The organism is Herbidospora galbida, assembly GCF_005233835.1.
Lineage (GTDB): Bacteria > Actinomycetota > Actinomycetes > Streptosporangiales > Streptosporangiaceae > Herbidospora > Herbidospora galbida.
The window spans coordinates 76,635-95,289 of sequence record NZ_SZQA01000013.1; the positions used below are offsets into that span (position 1 = coordinate 76,635).

The 18,655-nt window shown below is 68.7% G+C and carries 16 protein-coding genes; 9 read left to right on the forward strand and 7 right to left on the reverse strand.

What is annotated here, in order from left to right; genetic code table 11:
- Positions 1-12: 12 nt before the first annotated feature.
- Together FDA94_RS15505 and FDA94_RS15510 are read right to left on the reverse strand one after the other, a co-directional pair.
- Positions 13-1,479 (reverse strand): ATP-binding SpoIIE family protein phosphatase, encoded by a 1,467-nt coding sequence (locus tag FDA94_RS15505; RefSeq protein WP_137247764.1) that lies wholly within the window; start codon positions 1,477-1,479, stop codon positions 13-15.
- Between the two features lie 21 nt (positions 1,480-1,500).
- Complete coding sequence (locus FDA94_RS15510; protein WP_198168170.1) at positions 1,501-2,169, reverse strand: class I SAM-dependent methyltransferase; 669 nt, start codon at positions 2,167-2,169, stop codon at positions 1,501-1,503.
- A gap of 208 nt (positions 2,170-2,377) precedes the next feature.
- Here FDA94_RS15510 and FDA94_RS15515 point away from each other — a divergent pair, with 208 nt between their 5' ends.
- Positions 2,378-3,079: a tyrosine-protein phosphatase gene (locus FDA94_RS15515; protein ID WP_246059944.1), complete on the forward strand. Its 702-nt coding sequence runs from the start codon at positions 2,378-2,380 to the stop codon at positions 3,077-3,079.
- On the opposite strand, the gene FDA94_RS15520 is transcribed toward FDA94_RS15515, so the two are convergent.
- Together FDA94_RS15520 and FDA94_RS15525 are read right to left on the reverse strand one after the other, a co-directional pair.
- Positions 3,066-3,836 carry a DUF817 domain-containing protein gene (locus FDA94_RS15520; RefSeq protein ID WP_170990957.1) on the reverse strand — a complete coding sequence of 257 codons (771 nt, stop codon included), beginning with the start codon at positions 3,834-3,836 and terminating at the stop codon, positions 3,066-3,068. The two genes, FDA94_RS15515 and FDA94_RS15520, sit on opposite strands and share 14 nt — an antisense overlap.
- Before the next feature lie 77 nt (positions 3,837-3,913).
- On the reverse strand, positions 3,914-4,435 hold the full coding sequence (locus FDA94_RS15525) for a DUF2199 domain-containing protein (RefSeq protein WP_137247766.1): 522 nt from the start codon (positions 4,433-4,435) through the stop codon (positions 3,914-3,916).
- Between the two features lie 90 nt (positions 4,436-4,525).
- On the opposite strand from FDA94_RS15525, the gene FDA94_RS39175 reads away from it, so the two are divergent.
- Positions 4,526-4,663 carry a hypothetical protein gene (locus tag FDA94_RS39175; RefSeq protein ID WP_170990958.1) on the forward strand — a complete coding sequence of 46 codons (138 nt, stop codon included), beginning with the start codon at positions 4,526-4,528 and terminating at the stop codon, positions 4,661-4,663.
- A gap of 258 nt (positions 4,664-4,921) precedes the next feature.
- Positions 4,922-7,612: an RICIN domain-containing protein gene (locus FDA94_RS40525; RefSeq protein ID WP_246059946.1), complete on the forward strand. Its 2,691-nt coding sequence runs from the start codon at positions 4,922-4,924 to the stop codon at positions 7,610-7,612.
- Between the two features lie 125 nt (positions 7,613-7,737).
- On the opposite strand, the gene FDA94_RS15535 is transcribed toward FDA94_RS40525, so the two are convergent.
- Both FDA94_RS15535 and FDA94_RS15540 read right to left on the reverse strand, forming a co-directional pair.
- Positions 7,738-11,049: a 3-keto-alpha-glucoside-1,2-lyase-like domain-containing protein gene (locus FDA94_RS15535; protein ID WP_212735337.1), complete on the reverse strand. Its 3,312-nt coding sequence runs from the start codon at positions 11,047-11,049 to the stop codon at positions 7,738-7,740.
- 354 nt (positions 11,050-11,403) lie between these two features.
- Positions 11,404-12,507 (reverse strand): epoxide hydrolase family protein, encoded by a 1,104-nt coding sequence (locus FDA94_RS15540; RefSeq protein WP_137247769.1) that lies wholly within the window; start codon positions 12,505-12,507, stop codon positions 11,404-11,406.
- Between the two features lie 63 nt (positions 12,508-12,570).
- On the opposite strand from FDA94_RS15540, the gene FDA94_RS15545 reads away from it, so the two are divergent.
- Positions 12,571-13,536, forward strand: a complete 966-nt coding sequence (locus tag FDA94_RS15545; RefSeq protein WP_137247770.1) for a helix-turn-helix transcriptional regulator — start codon at positions 12,571-12,573, stop codon at positions 13,534-13,536.
- Between the two features lie 10 nt (positions 13,537-13,546).
- Positions 13,547-14,191 carry a DUF6000 family protein gene (locus FDA94_RS15550; RefSeq protein WP_246059957.1) on the forward strand — a complete coding sequence of 215 codons (645 nt, stop codon included), beginning with the start codon at positions 13,547-13,549 and terminating at the stop codon, positions 14,189-14,191.
- On the opposite strand, the gene FDA94_RS15555 is transcribed toward FDA94_RS15550, so the two are convergent.
- The gene (locus FDA94_RS15555) at positions 14,152-14,430 is read right to left on the reverse strand and encodes a hypothetical protein (RefSeq protein WP_137247772.1); all 279 of its coding nucleotides are present in this window, start codon (positions 14,428-14,430) and stop codon (positions 14,152-14,154) included. The genes FDA94_RS15550 and FDA94_RS15555 overlap by 40 nt on opposite strands.
- Before the next feature lie 548 nt (positions 14,431-14,978).
- Here FDA94_RS15555 and FDA94_RS15560 point away from each other — a divergent pair.
- The 4 genes from FDA94_RS15560 to FDA94_RS15575 all read left to right on the forward strand — a co-directional run bounded on the left by FDA94_RS15560 (position 14,979) and on the right by FDA94_RS15575 (position 18,600).
- Positions 14,979-15,536 carry a neutral zinc metallopeptidase gene (locus FDA94_RS15560; protein ID WP_246059948.1) on the forward strand — a complete coding sequence of 186 codons (558 nt, stop codon included), beginning with the start codon at positions 14,979-14,981 and terminating at the stop codon, positions 15,534-15,536.
- 454 nt (positions 15,537-15,990) lie between these two features.
- The gene (locus FDA94_RS15565) at positions 15,991-16,779 is read left to right on the forward strand and encodes a hypothetical protein (RefSeq protein ID WP_137247774.1); all 789 of its coding nucleotides are present in this window, start codon (positions 15,991-15,993) and stop codon (positions 16,777-16,779) included.
- A gap of 1 nt (position 16,780) precedes the next feature.
- Complete coding sequence (locus FDA94_RS15570) at positions 16,781-17,935, forward strand: sensor histidine kinase (protein ID WP_137247775.1); 1,155 nt, start codon at positions 16,781-16,783, stop codon at positions 17,933-17,935.
- Positions 17,935-18,600: a LuxR C-terminal-related transcriptional regulator gene (locus FDA94_RS15575; protein ID WP_137247776.1), complete on the forward strand. Its 666-nt coding sequence runs from the start codon at positions 17,935-17,937 to the stop codon at positions 18,598-18,600. Before FDA94_RS15570 ends, FDA94_RS15575 begins: the two co-directional genes overlap by 1 nt.
- The last annotated feature ends 55 nt before the right edge of the window (positions 18,601-18,655 follow it).

The following is an 18,655-nucleotide window of genomic DNA, read 5'->3' on the forward strand; positions in this document are numbered from 1 at the left end:
TTTCCGGGTCTTTCAGGCGCCCTTCACCGGCAGGCTGAACCAGACCGTCTTCCCGCCCGCCACCCGGCTCGTGCCCCATCGGTCGGCGAGCTCGTTCACCACGAACAGCCCGCGCCCCTCGTCGTCGAAGCGGCCGGGTTCGCGGAGCCTCGGCATGCGGTGGTCGTCGTCGCTGACCTCGCACAGGAGGCTGTCGGTGCGCAGCAGCCGTACCGTGATCGGCCGGGCCGTCGCCCGCACCGCGTTGGTGACCAGTTCGGAGGCCAGCAGTTCGGCCGTCGGGATGAGGGCGTGCAGCCCCCATCCGGCCAGCGTGCGCCGCACCAGCCCGCGCACCCGCGAGGGGGTCTGCGCCTGCGGCTCCAGCAGCCACTGGGCGACGTCCTCGCTGGGGATGCCGGTGAACCGGATCGCCAGCATGGTGACGTCGTCGCGCATCGGCGTGGCCGGGACCACGCTCGCGCAGACCTCTTCGAGGGGCCGCACTCCGGTCAGGCCGCGCCGCAGGCGCTCGACTCCGACGCCGATGTCCTCGCCGCGCTCCTCGACCAGGCCGTCGGTGTAGAGGACGAGCATGCTGTCGTCGTCGGCGGCGATCTCCACCGTCTCGAACGCGTTGCGCCCGAGCCCGATCGGGGTGCCCGCGGGCGGCTGGAGCACCTCGGCCTTGCCGTCGGCGCTCACCAGGACCGGGGGCAGGTGACCGGCGCTGGCGATGGTGCAGCGGCGCTGGACGGGGTCGTACACACAGTAGACACAGGTCGTGATCGTCTGTGCGGCCAGCCGCTGCGCCATCTCGTCGAGCGACTGCAGCACCTGCTCGGCCGGCAGGTCGAGAGAGGCGAGTGTCTGTACGGCGATGCGCAACTGCCCCATGATCGCGGCGGCGTCGAGGCCGTGACCCATGACGTCGCCCACGACCAGGGCCACCCGGGAGCCGGGCAGCGGGATGACGTCGAACCAGTCGCCGCCGACGCGCGCGGCGGCGGGCTGGTAGCGGAACGCGATCTCCAGACCGGGCAGAGAGGGAGGCTGACCGGGCCGGATCCCGCGTTGCAGGATCTCCAGCGTCTCGAGTTGCCGGCGGTGTAATCGCCCGTGGAAGATCGTGAGCGCCACCGGGACCGCCAGCTGCCCGATGACCAGCACGTCGTCCTGGTCGAATTCGCCGCGTTCACGGTCCCGGGCCAGCACCGCGCACCCGACGGCCTCGCCGTAGGCCCGCAGCGGCACGGTCAGCAGCCGTCCGCCCACCAGTTCGGGAACCGTGGCCGCCGGATCGCCCGACCAGCGCGAGGGCAACCGCCCGCGCGGATCGAGCCGGTGCACGGCACCCCCGTCGAGGTAGACGGCGGCGGCGTCGGCCAGCCGGGGCACGGCCGCCTCGCAGAGCAGCCTCGCGGCCTGCTCCGGGTCGAGGCAGTCGCCGATCGCCCGTGCCGTGTCACCGAGAAATGCCAGACCCTCGGTGTCGATCACTGTGTGTGAGTCACTGTGTCTTCAGAACTGGTTCCGCCGGCAGTTGAGGAACAGCTGGATCTCCGGCGGCGCCTGCGTGGTGGCCGGCGCGTAGGAGATGTCGGTCTCGACGACCACGGTGAACCCGGTCTCCTCGACGAGGGCACGCAGGTCTTCGCGCAGGTAGCCGGTGACGCGGACGGGCGCGCCGAGGAACTGGAACGGCACGTCGTCGAGGTCGATCTCGACCATGCTCAGCGCCAGCAGCCCACCGGGCACGATCACGTCGTGGATCTTCTGCAGCGCCGTCGCGATGTCGGCCCGCGGCAGCATCAGCAGCGAGAAGAACGCCACCACCGCGTCGAACCGCCCGAGCGAGGCGTCGATCTCGGTGACGTCGCGCTCCAGGAACGTCCCCTCGGGCACGTTCTTGCGCGCCAGGTCGAGCATGACGGGCGAGATGTCGATCCCGGTGACCTCGCAGCCCGCGTCGGCGAACTGCTTGGCGGTCGGCTCTCCGGTGCCACATCCGACGTCGAGCACTCGCGCGCCCGGCTGGAGTTGCTTGATCAGCCACTCCCCGGCCGCGATCTGCCCCTCCTTGTGGGGAAAGGCGTCGTCGTACCGTGACCCGATGCGGTTGAACGCCTCGGCCTGCATAGCCCGGTATTCGTCGCGACTTTGAGCCGAACCGGATTCAGTTGTCATCATGCCGCCATATGGGAGATCGCCGACTTCTGCCCACCAAGTGATAGGCCCTCTGGGCTCACAAGTCAAGATATATCTGCGTTAAATTGACATTTCACGCAGGCGACCTGCGGCAACGATGTTGACTGGACGTGTCGTGAAGGTCAATGCTGCCAGTCAGATAAATGTCGGTTTATGGTCGGCAATGTCTCTTGGCCTGAAAGGACCCTTCGTGCCCCATCTGTCCTGGGAAGGGTGTCACAACACCCGAGACCTGGGAGGTCTCCCACTTCACGACGGCGGCCAAACGTCGTTCGGCGCGCTGGTCCGCTCGGACAATCCCGAGCGCCTGACGGCGGCCGGATGGGCGGCCGCGACGGCCCACGGGGTGCGGACCGTGGTCGACCTCCGCGAGTCGTACTCTCCCGATCTCCGGCCCCCCGGCCTCACGACGGTGCGGATCGACCTCGACGACATGGCCGACGAGCGGGTCTGGGGCCACATCCGCGACCACGAACTCGACGGATCGCCGCTCTACTACCGGTACTTCCTGGAGTCCAAGCCGGCGCAGTGCGTGGCCGCCGCGACGGCGGTGGCCCGCGCGCCGGAGGGCGGCGTGCTGGTCCACTGCGGCCTGGGACGCGACCGGACCGGCCTCGTCGTCATGCTCCTGCTGTCGCTGGTCGGCGTGACCCCGGAGGCGATCGCGACCGACTACGAGGAGAGCACGGCCCGCCTGGTCCCGCTCTACGCGGAACTGGGCATCGACGACCAGACGGCCGAGATCGAGCAGATCCTGCGCACCAAGGGCACGACGCTGAGGGCCGCCGTGTACGACGCCCTCGACGGCTTCGACGCCGAGAAGTACCTCCTGGCCGCAGGCATGGACCCGGCCGACGTGTCGGCGTTGAAGACCCGCCTCACCCGCCCGTGACCCGCCGCTCCCGCGCGGCCCGCCACGAGGCGACGATCACGAAGCTGACCGTGACGAGCAGCGCCCAGGCCCCGATCTTGCCCGTGTGGACGAGCCGCCAGCCGTCGCGTTGATGGGGGTACTCCCACGCGCCGAGGTAGGTGGCGACGTTCTCGGCCACCCAGAGGAAGAACCCGGTCAGCAGCAGCGCCGGGGCCAGCGGCAGCCGATGGCGGTGCCCGCCCACGGTGAACAGCACCGAGGTCCCCCAGGTGACGACCACCAGCAGGACCGCCAGCGGAACCCGCAGGTCGACCCACCAGTGGTGGCTGACGAAGTTGACGTAGATCGCCACCGCGAGCAGCGTGACCGGAACCGCCCGGTAGGCGACCAGGCTGAGCGACAGGATTCGCCAGGCCGCGCACACGTAACTCCCGACGGCGGCGTAGAGGAACCCGCTGTAGAGCGGTACGCCGAAGAACTTGGTGTAGGCGTCCTCGGGATAACTCCACGACCCGAGCCGCACCTTGACCAGCTCGAACGCCAGCCCGACCACGTGAAAGCAGGCGATGACGGCGACCTCCTCGGTGGTCTCCCACCGCATCACCCGGAAGAGGACGGTGAGCGCGACGGCGTACAGGAGCAGCGCGTCATAACGCGGCACGGGCAGCGGCACCACCGAGGAGAGGGCCAGCCCGGCGAACAACCCGACCGCGAACCCGCACGCCCTCGCCTCGGCCCACGCGAACCGGGCCAACTGCGCGACGAAGAACCTCACGCCGCCATTCGATCCGCCGACCGGCGAGAGGTGGCGGGGATGATGGGGAGATCATGTGCGAAATCGGCGAAGGCCCGTCAGTGGCGGGCTGCACCGCCGTGCAGCAGGATCTCGGCGATCTGCCGCGCCCGGTCGAGGGTGATCCCCGTCCGCTGCTCCACCGCGAGGGGATGATCGGTCGGTTCCAGTTCGATGACCGGACGCTCCCCGACGGGGCGGGTGTGCAGGTTGGTCTTGAGGTTGATCGTGGACGGCGAGTAGATCGACAGTTCGGTGGACAGCCACCCGAAGTACGGCGGCTCGCTCTCCCTGCCGGGGATCCCCCAGAACTCGCAGGCCCGGATGAAGTTCTCCTGGCTGAGCGAGACCCACACGTTCCAGGTGAAGACGTCGTCGGCGTCGACGAGAGGGATCTCGATCAGCCCGCGTAAGAAGAAGGCCCGCCCCTGGATGACGCACTGGTCGGACGACAGCAGATTCAGGGAGTCATCCTCCATCCCCGGCTTCCAGTAGTCGGGGGCCTCCGTCGCATAGGACAACGGCAGGCCGTCATGCCTGTCTCCACAGCACGAACAGGTGAAATCCAACGCCTTCGACATGGCACGAAGGCTAGCGATCGGGGCGGACGATCTGGAGCGTGAGAAGGTCGGCCGCCTGGGGAGCGCCGGCCCGGCGACGACGAACGCGTCGTGCGCTCCTTCAGAGAGACGGCTACTGAACGGTCACGTCCCCACGCCGACGTCAAGGCGTTGATGGCCGGGTGCCTGTCGGATCCCGCCGCGCTCGACCGGCTCGTCGCCGTGGTGACGGAGGGGCTGCGCCGGTAGGCGGGGCTTCCCGGTGCGTGAAAGTTACATCCGCGACCACGGGTTTCCTGCGGAAGCGGATGGAGGGGTGTCTGCCCCCGAGACGACCACTATTGCCAGACACCCCTATTGGTGCAACATTACCTCAGACGTCAGTCGGCATACGTCATACGTTTGGGATGTCAGATGACCACATTCCATCTGCTGCGGATTCTTCGTCGGCGTGGCACGGGGCGGACGACCTCGCGACAGGTGATGAACCAGCGAAAGGAAAAGGGCGTGAAGGCAGTCTTATCCACCACCGGGAAGGTGTTGGCCGCGCTCGCGGTGTTCGTCGCCGCCGTGATGGTCCCGAGCCTGGGAGGCGGGGTCGCTTCGGCGGCGACCCAGGCCACCTACTACGTCGCCCCTGACGGCAACGACTCCAACGCGGGCACGATCTCGGCGCCGTTCAAGACCGTGCAGAAGGCCAGGGACGTCGTCCGCACGGTGAACGCCAACATGACCGGCGACATCTACGTCTACCTCCGCGGCGGGACGTACTCGGTCGGCAGCACCATCGAGTTCACCCAGGCCGACTCCGGCACGAACGGTTTCCGGGTCATCTACGCCGCCTACCAGAACGAGACGCCGATCCTGACCGGCGGCGTACCGGTGACGGGGTGGACGCAGCACAGTGGCAACATCTGGAAGGCCCCGCTGAACCGCAGCAACAAGCTCCGCGCGCTCTACGTCAACGACAAGCGCGCGTTCATGGCCACCAAGACCGTCAGCTCCCAGGGCTGCACCGGCACCTACAACGTCACGGCCGGCCAGGCGTCGTGGGCGTGGGAGTCGGGCTCGCAGTGCGCCGGGTCGCGCTACAGCCTGAGCGACTTCCCCGCCATCGCGAGCAACCAGGACGACATCGAGATCGAGACCGGCACGACCTGGACCACCGCCATCGTCGGCGTCCGCCAGGTCACCTCCGACGGCTCCGGCCGCATCGCCACCTTCCAGCAGCCCGGCGCGGCCATCGCCCAGGGCGCCTTCAATGGCAACGCGCAGGTCGGCGGCACGCACAAGCTCATGAACGCCTACGAGTTCCTCGACACGGCCGGTGAGTTCTTCTTCGACAAGACCACCAAGACGCTGTACTACTACAAGGCCGCCTCGGAGAACATGTCGACCGCGAGCGTCGTCGCGCCGAACAACGTGACGACCCTCATCAAGGTTGCCGGCACCTCCACGAGCTCCCGCGCCCGGAACATCACCTTCTCGGGCCTCACGGTGCAGCACTCCGACTGGAACCTGTTCAACGTGGCCGGCTCGGTGCTCAAGCAGGCCCAGCAGGGCAACCTCGGCGCGCTCGCGTACGCGAAGCAGAACTTCCACGCGTACTACTACCGCAACGTCGACACGGCGCCCGGCATCATCCAGATCGACAACGCCGACGGGCTCGTGCTGCAGAACAACCGGATCCAGCACACCGGCGTCGACGGGATCAACATGGTCAACGACGTGGTGAACTCCCAGGTGATCGGCAACTACACCAACGACATCGCCGGATCCGCCATCACCGTCGGCCATCCGCAGCACGTCTACATCGGCGACCACACCTCGTCCAACCGCGAGAAGTACACCGCGTCGGTCGAGGGCGCGCCCAAGAACATCGAGATCAAGAACAACTACCTGTACGACAGCGCGGTGCTGTTCTGGGGGCACAGCCCCATCTCGGCCTACTTCGCCGACACCGTGTCGATCCAGCGCAACCGCATCGAGAAGTCCCCGTGGGCCGGCGTGACCCTCGGCTGGGGATGGTGGAACTTCGACGGCTCGTCCGGCTCGATCGCGCCGAACCGGCCGACCACCACGGCGAAGAGCAACACCATCAGCCACAACCACTTCATCGACACGGTGCAGCGCCTGAGCGACACGGCCCCGGTCTACACGCTGGGCAACCAGCCGGGGACCACGATCACCAACAACTACATGCAGGGCGTGCCGTCGGGTCACAAATACGGACTCCACCCGGACGAGGGCTCGGGCAACATGGTGTTCCGCGACAACGTCCTGAGCGTCGACAAGAACATCACGTGGCTCATCAACTCCGACGACTGGGGCCGCAAGCACGACCTGAGCATCACGCAGACCTATGGGCCGATCAACAAGGTCTCCAACAAGGTCCTGCCGAACAGCACGGTCCACGACATCATCGTGTCGTCCGACTACGTCTGGCCGGCCCCGGCCTACGGCATCGCGGTGAACTCCGGCCTGGAGGACGCCTACCGGGGCATCATCCCCCAGAGCAACCTGTCCCTGCCCGACTACGTCCTGCCCGCCAGCACGTACACCAGCAGCGGCCAGACCTCGATCCCCATCCGCAGCACCGGCGACTCAAGCAAGAGCGTCTGGCTGGCCCCCGCCGGCTCGACGACCTTCACCGCCGGCGCCACGATGACCAGGGCGGGCGGCACGGCCACCTCCATCGCCGTGCCGACGACGAACGGCGAATACCGGCTCTTCGTCGTGGACGCCCAGGGCAACCGCTCGGCGGCGTCGACGTCCCTCGTCCGGCAGGGCAGCGGCGGCAGCAGCGGCGGCGGCCAGCAGATCGTCGGCACGCAGTCAAACCGCTGCGTGGACATCACCGGCGGCTCGTCGGCCAACGGCACCCAGGCGCAGCTGTACGACTGCGGCAGCGGCACCAACCAGCGGCTGACGTACACCTCGGGCAAGCAGCTGCAGGTGTTCGGCAACAAGTGCCTCGACGCCAACGGCCAGGGCACCACGAACGGCACCCAGGTCATCATCTGGGACTGCAACGGCCAGACGAACCAGCAGTGGAACGTCAACTCCAACGGCACCATCACCGGCGTCCAGTCAGGCCTGTGCCTGGACGCCTTCGGCGGCGGCACCGCCAACGGCACCAGGATCATCCTGTGGTCGTGCAACGGCGGCCCCAACCAGCAGTGGACCCTGCGCAACTGACGCGGGACCTCCACTGGGCCGCGGACGGTCACTCCCGGACCGTCCGCGGCCCATCCTCCTCCCCTCAACGAGAAAGGGGCCCCGGATCGGATCCGGGGCCCCTTCTCATCTGCATGGAGCCGTGCCTAGGAGACGGGCTCGATCCACACGTTGCGGAAACGGGGGTTCTCGCCGGCGTCGCCGTGATCTTGGAGGCGGATGCCGCCCGTCGCCACGCTCTCGGCGATGTGGTCGCCCGTGCCGCCGTCGACGGACACGTTGTCGTGGACGACCTGGCCGTTCCAGACGACCGTCACCCGGGCGTTGTCGACCTTCACACCAGTGCTGGTGTAGCGGGCCGCGCGGAAGGTGATGTCGTAGGTCTGCCACGTGCCGGGGGCGGTGGCCCTGTTGGTGTCGGCCGCGCGCTTGTTGTAGATGGAGCCCGCCCCGTTGATGAGGGGGGCCGCGTCACCGAACGACTCCAGGACCTGAACCTCGTAGCGTTCCTGGAGGAAGATGCCGCTGTTGCCGCGCTGCTGCCCGGTCACGTTCGACGGGTAGTCCGGCACCAGCCACTCGGCGTGGAGCTTGAAGTCGCCGAAGGTCTGACGGGTGCGGATGTCGCCGCCGAGGGACTCGACGGAGCCGTTCGCGATCGGCCAGGTGGCCGTGCCGCCGGCGCGCTTCTCGAACGCCGCCAGGCTCGTGCCGTCGAACAGCGTGATCCGCTGCGCGAGCGAGACGGAGATGTGGTCGAGGTTGACGTTGCCGCCGTCGCCCGCGTCGTACCGGTAGGTGATCTCGTTGGTGCCCCGGACCAGGTTGAGCTGTTCCGTCTGGAGGCCCCAGGTGTCCCAGCCGCCCGTGGAGGCCAGTCGCGACTGCCTGACCTTGGTGCCGTTGACGTACACGCTCAGCGACCTGGTGGTGTCGGCCGCGTAGCGGAGGGCGACGTTGTGCGGGCCGGTGGTGTCCGACCACACGCTGAACGAGGTGCTCGCGCCCTGGTTCCAGTAGCCGTCCACGAAGCCCTTGTAGGTGTAGCCCGGGTGGTCCTTGTTGGCCTTCGCGCCGCCGGCCAGCGTGGCGTTCTCCGCCTCGAAGACCCGCTGCGCCGCGACGGTGAGGGAGTCGAGGTTGACGTGGCCGGTGTCGCCGCTGTCGACCTTGTACGTGATGAGGTTGACGCCCTCGTTCAGGGTCAGCGGCTCGACCCGGGTGGCCCACTGCTCCCACGACACCGTGCTGGGCAGCGGCACCTGCCTGATCTTGGTCCCGTTGACGTACACGCTCACGGACTTGTTGCCGGGGGCGGGGTTGGGGCCGTTGGAGTAGCGCAGGCCCACGTGGTAGGTGCCCTCGCGGGGGACGGTCACGGCGAACTGCGTGGCCGCGCCCTGGTTGCCGTAGCCGGCGACGAAGCCGCTGCCCGTGTAGCTCAGGTGGTCGGTGGCCAGGTTGGCGCCGCCGCTGTGCGAGGCGCTCTCCGCCTCGTACACGGTGTCGGTCTGCGGGCCGTCGATCAGCGTGTTGAGGGTGTACCAGGCCTCGGTGCTCCACAGCGGCTGGCCCGACGCCGAGGCGAACGGGCGCGGCGAGCGCAGGTGCACCACGCGGTCGGCCTTCAGGCCCGCGATCTTCAGCGTGACCTTCTTCTTGTCGGTCGACAGCTCCGCGGAGGTGACGGCCAGCGGCTCCTCGTCGACCTTGGGGCCGCCGTAGGTGGAGGACGCGGCGTAGCGCCACTGGGTGATCTGGAACTTGGACGCCAGCGACTCGGCGGTCGCGTCCGAGAGGGGCTGGGTGTACTCCAGCTCGAAGCCGCCCGCGATCGCGCGCATCTTCAGGATGTCGAAGGCCTTGTCGCCACTGGGGGTCAGCTTCTGCAGACCGTAGGTGAGCTTGCCCTCCTGGCCCCAGTTGCCGCCCGCGCCGAGACCGCCGGCGTAGATCGCGCCGTCGGGCCCGAGGCTGATCCGGTTGATCCCGGCTTCCAGGCCCTGGGTGAGGCGGAAGACCGCGCCCTGGTACTCGCCGTTGACCTTCTCCAGGAAGCCGCGCTGGATGCCGCCGTAGGTGACGTCACCGAACAGCAGCTGCCCCGCGAACCGGCCCTGCTTCACGAGCAGCGGCGTGCTGGGGGAGTTGGCGATCTCGTTGTGCGGCAGCCAGAGCACGGGCTTGGTCACCGCGTTGTCGTCGAACCGGCCGTCGGGGTTGGTGTAGTGGTTGAAGAACCGGCCCGGCTTGACGTGCACCAGCTTCGAGGCCGGCAGCCAGCCGCCCTGGTTGTCCATGACGAACAGGTCGTCGTTCGGACCCCAGGAAAGCCCGTTGGGTGTACGCAGACCTCCGGCGATGAACTCGACCGCGCCGGTCTCCTTGTTGACCTTGATGGTGGTGCCCCGGTCGGGCGCCGGCTGCGGGTCGGTGGTCGCGCCGCCGTAGTTGATGGCGACGGACAGGTTCAGGTAGAAGTGCCCGTCCCGGTAGAGCATCCCGAACGCGAACTCGTGGAAGTTGCCGCCGAACGGCCAGGTCGCCACGGTCCGCAGGTTGTCGGCCACGTCGTCGCCGTTGGTGTCGTTCAGCTCCACCAGCCGGGACTTCTCCGACACGTAGAGCTTGCCGTCGACGTACTTGATGCCCATGGGCTCCTGCAGCCCACTGGCGATCTTCTTGGTGGTCACCTGCGCGGGCGAGGTCGCGCCCGTGACGTTGTCGAGCAGGTAGACCTCGCCGAGCTTGTTGTCCGTGCCACCCCACGTGGTGATGGCCAGCCGGTCGTCGGGGAGCCAGTCCATGCCGGTCACCTGCGGCTGGAACCCGTTCGGCCGAAGGTCGGTGAGCGCGAAGTCGGGGTGTACGGAGGTCAGCGGCAGCCCGTCGCCGGGGGAGTCGGCGCCGCTCTCGCACTCCTTGCGCCCGGGGCCGGTGACCCGCACGACGTCGGCGTCGGTGCTCAGCACCGAGGTCGGCACGAGGGTGAACTGCGAGGCGCCCGGGGGCTTCCACTCCAGCCTGAGCTGCTGGCCGTAGAGGTGCTCGAAGTGGTCGACGCGCAGCGCGTGGTAGCCGGTGGTCAGGTTGATCGCGCCGTCCACGGAGATCGCGCCGTGCCGCCCGTCGTTGGTGATCACGACGGTGTCGTCGATGCGCAGCCGGGAGCCGTCGTCGCTGGTGAGCCGGAACTCGTACGCGCCGGCGGTGGCGATGTTGATGTTGGCGATGACCTCGGTGACGAACATGTCGACGAGACCGAAGTCGGCGTCGGACGTCCAGTCGATCGTGGGCATCAGCTTGTCGACGTTGGGCGTCTGACCGGGCTTGAGCGTGCAGAGCTTGTTCAGCTCGACCTGGACGTCATAGGTGCGCAGAGTGACACCGGGCTCCTGCGGCGGCACCGCCGCCCGCGCCTGCGCGGGCAGGGCGAGGCAGGAGAGCGCGGTGAGCACTGAGACGGATAAGAGGGGTATTTTCCGCATGGCCAGTCCCATCTCGGTGAGGGAGCCGCGGTCAGGGCGGCGCAGGGGGTTACGGCACCGCCGATATGGCCGGCTGGACGGCGGTGCCGGGTCGTTCCATGTAACACGGGGGATATAAGTGCTGCTCTGCGCCGTAATATAGAGCTAGATCGTCGACTTGCCCAGAGGCTTTTGCGCAGATCGACAAAAGTTGTGATCTCTCCGGCAGAAGCGCGTGACCTAGGTCTTTGCCGATCCGACCCCGTGCGCGACCGGCCCCCACCCCCTCGCGTGCCAAGTCACGGTTGTCTCACCTGCACCCCTGAGCAGCGGTGAGACGCCCGTTCACAGCCCCGCGAAGAAGTCCCGAAGATCCTGTACGAGCACCTCCGGCGCCAGGTGCGCCGCGTAGTGCCCGGCGGGCTCGTCGTAGGAGTGCCACGACCGGATGTCCGTGTGGTCGCGCCCGGCGAAGGTGCGCATCGACACGAAGTCACCCTTGAACATCGCCAGCCCGATCGGCACCGTCGTCGGCCCGACCGGCGCCTCGGCCCTGGCGTCCTCGTAGTAGAAGCGGGTGGCCGACGTGGCGGTGCCGGTCAGCCAGTAGAGCATGACGTTGGTCAGGACGAAGTCCGGGTCGAGATCCTCCCCCATCAGCTGGGCGTGCCAGCCGAGCAGCCCGGCGGGGGAGTCGGTGATGGCGTACGAGAGGGTCTGCGGCTGCTGCGAGTGCAGGATGTTGAACGACATCTTGTTGTCGCGGAACCACGCGAGGACCTTGAGCGCCTCCTGGTCCTCCGGCGTGATCTTCTCGAACTCGGCGGGGTCGCCCGACGGGAACGAGTAGATCTGCGTGACGTGCACCCCGACGACGTGCTCGGGGTCGATCCGGCCCTGCTCCGGCGCGACCATCGACCCGGCGTCGTTGCCGGCGGTGCCGTAACGGTCGTAGCCCAGCCGCCGCATCAGCTCGGCCCACGCCTTCGCCGTACGGAACCGGTTCCATCCCCGCTCCCGGGTCGGACCGGAGAACCCGAACCCCGGCAGCGACGGGATCACCAGGTGGAAGGCCTGCTGCCCGGCCGGCGGGTCGGTGAGCGGCCCGATCACGTCCAGGAACTCGACGACGGACCCCGGCCAGCCGTGGGTGAGCAGCAGCGGCAGCGCGTCCTCGCGCGGCGAGCGGACGGGCAGGAAGTGGACGTTCTGCCCGTCGATCTCGGTCGTGAACTGCGGGTGGGCGTTCAGCCTCGCCTCCCAGCCGCGCCAGTCGTAGCCGTGCCGCCAGTGCTCGGCCAACCGCTGCACGTACGCGACCGGCACCCCGTAGTCCCAGTCGGTGTCCGGGATCTGGTCCGGCCACCGGGTGGCGTCCAGCCGGTGGTGGAGATCGTCGAGGACGGCCTGAGGGATGTCGATCCGGAAGGGGGTGATCTCTTCGCTCATGACCGCAACGCTACGGGGACTTCCGGTCAGCCTTTGTCCGGAAGGGCTGGCAATGTGGCGTACATGCTGGAAACCTCGGCGCGCCTGCTGCGCCTGCTGTCCCTCCTGCAGGCCCGCCGCGACTGGCCGGGCCGCGACCTCGCCGACCGCCTGGGCGTCAGCGACCGCACTGTGCGCCGCGACGTCGAACGCCTGCGTGACCTGGGCTACCCCGTCCACGCGAGCCGGGGCACCGACGGCGGCTACCGCCTCGGCGCCGGCACGGCCATGCCACCCCTGCTCCTCGACGACGAGGAGGCCGTCGCGGTCGCGATCGGCCTGCGCACCGCCGTCGAGTCCGTCGCCGGCATGGCGGAGACCTCCGCCCGCGCGCTGACCAAACTGGAACAGGTGCTGCCGTCCCGCCTGCGGCACCGGGTCGACGCGCTGCGGGCGTCCACGGAACCGGTCCCGGCCGACCGTCCCGGGCCCACCGTCGACGCGGCGGTACTGTCCATACTCGCGACCGCCTGCCGGAACAGGGAGCGCCTGAGGTTCGACTACCGCGCCCACGACGGATCGAGCACTCCGCGCGCGGCCGAGCCGCATCGGATCGTGTCGTGGGGCCGCCGCTGGTATCTGGTGGCCTGGGACGTGGACCGGCACGACTGGCGGACCTTCCGCGTCGACCGGCTCACCCCGCGGACCCCGACCGGCCCCCGTTTCCCCCCGCGCGATCCCCCGGAGGGCGGCGCGGCGGCGTACGTGGCGCGGGGCGTCTCCTCCGCGGCCTGGCGTCACCGGGCCCGGATCGTCGTGCACGCGCCCGCTGACGTGGTGACGGAACGGATCAACCCGGCGGTGGGGGTGGTGGAGGCGATCGACGACGACACCTGTGTGCTGGACACGGGCGCGGAGACCATCCACACCCTGGCGGTCCACCTCGGCCTGCTCGATCTGGACTTCGACGTGTCCGAACCCCCGGAACTGATCGAGCACCTGCGGCTCGTGGCGGCCAGGTTCACTCGTGCGACGGCCGTGGCAGGATGACCGCGTGCGCATGCCGCTGCCACCGGACGACGAGATGATCAGATTGGTGCGTCGCTTCGTCGTCCCGGAATGGGGCCGGAGGAAGCGTTATCTGAAGCTCCTGGGAGGTTTCCTGGGGCTCCCCGACCCTGAGGCGATCGGCTTCGGGCGCTCGCTCGCCAGGGACGCCCGCCGGATCACCGATTATGATCTCGGCGCTCTGCTCGAAGGCGAGTGGCGGGCCCGGCTCACGGCCGCCTGGCTGATCGCACTGGATCGGCGGGTAGGGTTCCGCGACCGGTTGACGGACCTGCTGCTGGAGAGCGAAGTGGTGTACGCGGGGGCGGGCTACTGCGTGGCGCTGGCCCGGTTCGCTGAAGCGGAGGACGCGGGCGTCCTGTCCGCCTATCTTGATCGCTATCTTCCGCAGGTGGAGAAGCGATACGACCAGGAGGACGCCCTCGGCGCGCTCCTGGTGGTGGACGAGCAGCTCGGGACGGATCACGCCGGCAGGTTCCTGACCCCTGGTGGTCTGTGGGAGACCTTCACGACGGACGACGTCAGTGCCGATATCTGCAGGCGCGACATGGAGGAGAGGATCTCCTTCGCCGAGAGCGCCATGAACGGCACGCTGCCTCAATGGGCGGCCCGGCGCGACCGGCAATGGATCAGATGACGAGTCCTGTCCCGCATCGCCTGGTCGGGGTGGACCAACTGAATAACATTCGCAACATACGCGACGTCCTGCAGCTTGCCCCGCATCTCGTCGTAGAGTCCAAGTAGCTCAGAGCTGTCCGTCTCGGGCGAAATGATCGCACCCAACTCGTCCGCCGCGTGATCGATCATCTGCTCAACCTTCGCCATCAGATCTTCGGGGCACCCGGCGATCAATTCGCCGTGAAATGTGGCATGCATTCGACGCCCCTCTCAGACAGAAGGTCCGGCAAGCCTGGACGAATCCAGAGGCTAACCCCCGCCCGACGACATGAGACGGGCCGGCAGGCGGGAGAGCGCCTAAATGGCCCTTGCAGTCCAACCGGAAATCAGGATCCGATTGAGTATCCCACCGCGATCGGTCCAGGAAAGGTACTGCGATCTCGTCAACGGCCAGGCGGAGGCGGACGGCGAAGCGTGGCATGTTTGCCCTTGCTCTCCGACTGCCGGCACACCCCGTTCCCAGGCCAGGAGTGACGTGCGGTAGCCCGGCTCCGGCAGGAGTTCCCTCAGGTGAAGTCCGGGCGTTGAAACCATTGATGCGCATCTGACATCGTTCCCGCATCTATGAAAAACGCCACATTCGCCTCTGTGTGAGGTCGTTTCCAATGGAGTCCCATCCCCCCACGGACACCGGGACCTCCATGCGCATCCGATCGGCGGCCCTTGCCGCACTCCTGACATCGTCCCTGCTCACAGCCACTCCGGCGAGCGCGGCGCCGCGCGTTCCCGACGACATCAACGCCGACATGACCACCGCGACGAACGTGACGAACGCCTACTGGGCCCGCAACTGGACCAGATTCTTCACCGGCACCTATCAGCCCCCCAAGGTCTTCGGCTCCTTCCGCCGGGGCGTGCGGCAGCCGCCGGCCTGCGGCGGTAGCCGCACGGGCTTCGGCAACGCCTTCTACTGCGTGCCCGGCGACTTCATCGCCTGGGACTTCGACCTCATGGCCGGCGGCTACCGATCCGGTGACGCCTGGGTCTACCTCGTCATCGCCCACGAGTGGGGGCACGCCGTCCAGGCCAGGATCCAGCGCTCCCTGGTACCCCGCGCCCAGGAGTTACAGGCCGACTGCTTCGCCGGCGCCGTACTGTTCGGCGCCGCCGCCCAGAAGACGCTCCTCTTCGAGGACGGAGACGTGGCCGAACTCCGCGCCGCCCTGCGCCGCATGGGCGACCGCACCCCGTGGACCGACGTCGGCGACCACGGCTCCGCCGAGCAACGGATCTCCTTCTTCACCCGCGGCGCCGAGGGAGGCGTCCGCGCCTGCCTGCCGACGGCGTCCCGACTGCCCAGGTAGACCTCGGGCCTCACCCGATTCGTGGTGCTGCTGCGCACGGTGAACCTCGACGGCCATACGGAGCTCTCCAGGTCGGACCCGCGCGCAGTGTGCACCGATCTCGGATGAGGCGACCTCCAGATCTACCGGCAGAACGCAATGCAAACGCCCGACACCGGCACAAGGGGATGCGACACTCGCTCCTCCGAAGCGTGCAAGACGGTTTCGGCATCGGCGGTCAGCCGACCGCCGCTCCTGGGATACCGCCCTGATGGCAGAGGGATGCGGGCTGGGTCGAAAGTCCCAGAAGGTGGGGGCGGGTGGGCCCAGTTTCCGGGACGGGCGCGCTCACCTGCCGAATTGGGACAGATGTCTGGACACGATGAGCAGATTGTGGCGGAAGATGTCAGTACTCTGATGTGCGCAGCAAGGACGTGGATGTGACTCCTGGTGATGTCGGGGCAGGAGATCGGCGATGAGCGCCGGTCGGCGGCCGATCAGCGGCTCCCCGCGCCGTCTCGGCCAGCGGACCCGGTACGCCTTGCTCGTCACCGTGGTGATCTGTGTCGCCGTCGCCGTGCCGCCCCTGCTGATTCCCCGGCAGGACGACCGCGCGGAGGCGTCGGGCACGCCGGGAAGCTCGGCGTCCAGCCAGGTCCCGACCACCGCGCCTCCTCCATCGACACCCGAGGTCCGCAAGAGCGCGGGCACTTCGCGTCCGACCCCGACGCGTCCGACCGCCACGCCCGGGCGCCCGCGCGTGCCCTCCTGCACCGCCCCGCCAGGCTCGGGGATCGTGGAGGTCACGCCCGTCCCGGCCTGCTCGATCTACGCGTCGGCCCTCGGGACGGGATGGCAGGCATCCGGAAGCGGGACGAACGTCGACCCCGGCCGTCCGGTGCCCGACGGTGAAGAGACGGCCATCAGGATCCAGCGACGGGTGAAGACCCGCGATCAGCCCGCGACCGTGACACTCCTGGCGGGCTCACCCGTGCTGATCGGCGCGAAAAGCCGGCTGCGCCTGCGCGTCTACGGCGGCCGGCAGTACGGCACCATCCTCCGGTTGTCCGCCTCACCCTCGGGGGGACGGGCGGGCGCCACCACCGTGACGCTCCAGGCGCCCCCAGAGCGCTGGACTTCCTTCGTGGTACACGTGGGCACCCTGTCGCCCGGCCGCCTGCGCCGGATCGACCTCGCCATCGCCAGCGAGCAGCTCCCGCAGGCGTACGAGTTCTACCTCGACGACATCGCACTGGGGAGGTGAGATGGTCGCGCCGGCCGCCATCTGCCGTGCGGTGATGCTGGGAAGGGCCGCGGTCGTGCTCACCTCCGCCGGGGCCGGGCTGCTGCTGGTGGCCGACCTCTGGCGGGTGCTGTCGGTAATCGCCGTGACCGTGCTCGCCACGGTCGCCGAGGTGACGGTGCTCACCCGGCACCCGGCCGTGGTCCGTCGCGCGCTGCCCGTCATCGGAGTGGACTGGCTGGCGGCAACGGGCATTCTGCTGCTGAGCAAAGGCGGCATGGCGTACTTCTGCTTCGCGGCCGGGTCCGCGGCGCTGGCCGGGGCGCTGCTCGGCATGCGAGCTCTGGGAATCTGGGCCGTTCAGGCCGCCTTCGGGTTCGCCGCCGCGGCCTGGGCTCTGCGGGCGGCGCCGTACTCTCCGGACGTCGCCGCGTTCGTCATGGCGTTTCCGATGCTCAGCGTGCTCGCGGGCATGGGTGGGGCGGTGGCCACCTCCGCGCTGGTGCGCTACGTCGATCTGACGGTGGAGGTGACGGCCTCCGCGCAGCGGTCCGCGGCGGCCGACGAACGGGCCCGTCTCGCCCGCGAGCTGCACGACTCCGTCAGCAAGACCCTGCGTGGAGTGTCGTTCGCCGCCCTGGCGCTCCCGTCGTCCCTGCGCCGTCACCCCGCTCTGGCCGAGCAGCTCGCCGAGACCGTCTCCCGGGGCGCCGAGGTGGCCGCGAGGGAGGCCAGGCAACTGCTGGAGGGGTTGCGCGGGGACGTACCGGACCGATCCTTCGAGGACACCGTCCACGAGGTCGCACGATCCTGGCAGTACGACGCGGGCGTCGCCACGCGGGTGACGGTGGCGTGCGCCGAGCCCGGGGTCGCCGTCCGGTACGAGATCGTCCGCGTTCTCCAGGAGGCACTGACCAACGTGCAGCGGCACGCGTTCGCCTCCCACGTCACCATCCGGCTGATCCAGTCAGGTGGCCTCCTGGAGCTGATCGTCGGCGACGACGGCATCGGCTTCGTCGTTCCCGAGGAGCTCGGACGGTTACAGTCGCAGGGACATTTCGGCCTTGTCGGCATGGCGGAACGGGCGCGGGCCGTCGGCGGCCACCTGCGGGTGAGGTCCTACCCCGGGGCGGGCACCGTGGTCACGGTCTGCGTGCCGCTCGATCCACTGGAGTGATGGACGTGATCGACGTACTGATCGTCGACGACAACCCGATCGTCCGCGCCGCCATGTCCGCGTTCCTGGATGCCGACGACCGGGTCCGGGTGGTCGGCGAGGCGAGCAACGGGCACGAGGGGCTCGCGGCCGCACGCCGTCTGCGTCCTGCGGTGACCTTGCTGGACCATCGCATGCCCATCGCCGACGGGCTCTCGGTCGTGAGCGAGATGGGCCTGTACACGAAGGTGCTGGCGCTGACCAGCGACTACACCGAAGACGTGATCGCCTCGATGCTGCGCGGCGGCGTGCGTGGATATCTCGTACACGGCCAGTTCGACCCACCGGAACTGCTGCGTGCCGTGCTGGCCGTCGCCGAGGGCCGGGGCTGGCTCTCGCCGGTGGCCGCGTCGGTCGCGACCTCGCTCGTACGGGGGCAGGCCGAGCGTGACCAGGAGCAACGCGAACGGGCCGAGCGACGGCACACCGTGCAGACGAGATTCGGGATCACCAGGCGCGAGCGCGACGTGCTGAATCTCCTGGCCCAAGGACTGAGCAACGCGTCCATCGCCATCCGTCTGGGCCTGACGGAGAAGACCGTGAAGAACCACCTCAACAGCGTCTTCGGCAAGCTCAACGTGAGCAGCAGGACCGAGGCCGTCCTGGTCTGGACCGGGGGCGCCTGACCCGGGAATTGGGCCATGACGCTCAGCCCGTACGGGACTTTCTGCCTAAATCCGC

Bases quoted from the DNA above. Each gene is read 5' to 3' on its own strand.
- FDA94_RS15510 (WP_198168170.1), bottom strand. From the start codon at position 2,169: ATGATGACAACTGAATCCGGTTCGGCTCAAAGTCGCGACGAATACCGG.
- FDA94_RS15525 (WP_137247766.1), bottom strand. From the start codon at position 4,435: ATGTCGAAGGCGTTGGATTTCACCTGTTCGTGCTGTGGAGACAGGCAT.
- FDA94_RS15540 (WP_137247769.1), bottom strand. From the start codon at position 12,507: ATGAGCGAAGAGATCACCCCCTTCCGGATCGACATCCCTCAGGCCGTC.
- FDA94_RS15545 (WP_137247770.1), top strand. From the start codon at position 12,571: ATGCTGGAAACCTCGGCGCGCCTGCTGCGCCTGCTGTCCCTCCTGCAG.
- FDA94_RS15550 (WP_246059957.1), top strand. From the start codon at position 13,547: ATGCCGCTGCCACCGGACGACGAGATGATCAGATTGGTGCGTCGCTTC.
- FDA94_RS15555 (WP_137247772.1), bottom strand. From the start codon at position 14,430: ATGCATGCCACATTTCACGGCGAATTGATCGCCGGGTGCCCCGAAGAT.
- FDA94_RS15560 (WP_246059948.1), top strand. From the start codon at position 14,979: ATGACCACCGCGACGAACGTGACGAACGCCTACTGGGCCCGCAACTGG.
- FDA94_RS15565 (WP_137247774.1), top strand. From the start codon at position 15,991: ATGAGCGCCGGTCGGCGGCCGATCAGCGGCTCCCCGCGCCGTCTCGGC.
- FDA94_RS15570 (WP_137247775.1), top strand. From the start codon at position 16,781: ATGGTCGCGCCGGCCGCCATCTGCCGTGCGGTGATGCTGGGAAGGGCC.
- FDA94_RS15575 (WP_137247776.1), top strand. From the start codon at position 17,935: ATGGACGTGATCGACGTACTGATCGTCGACGACAACCCGATCGTCCGC.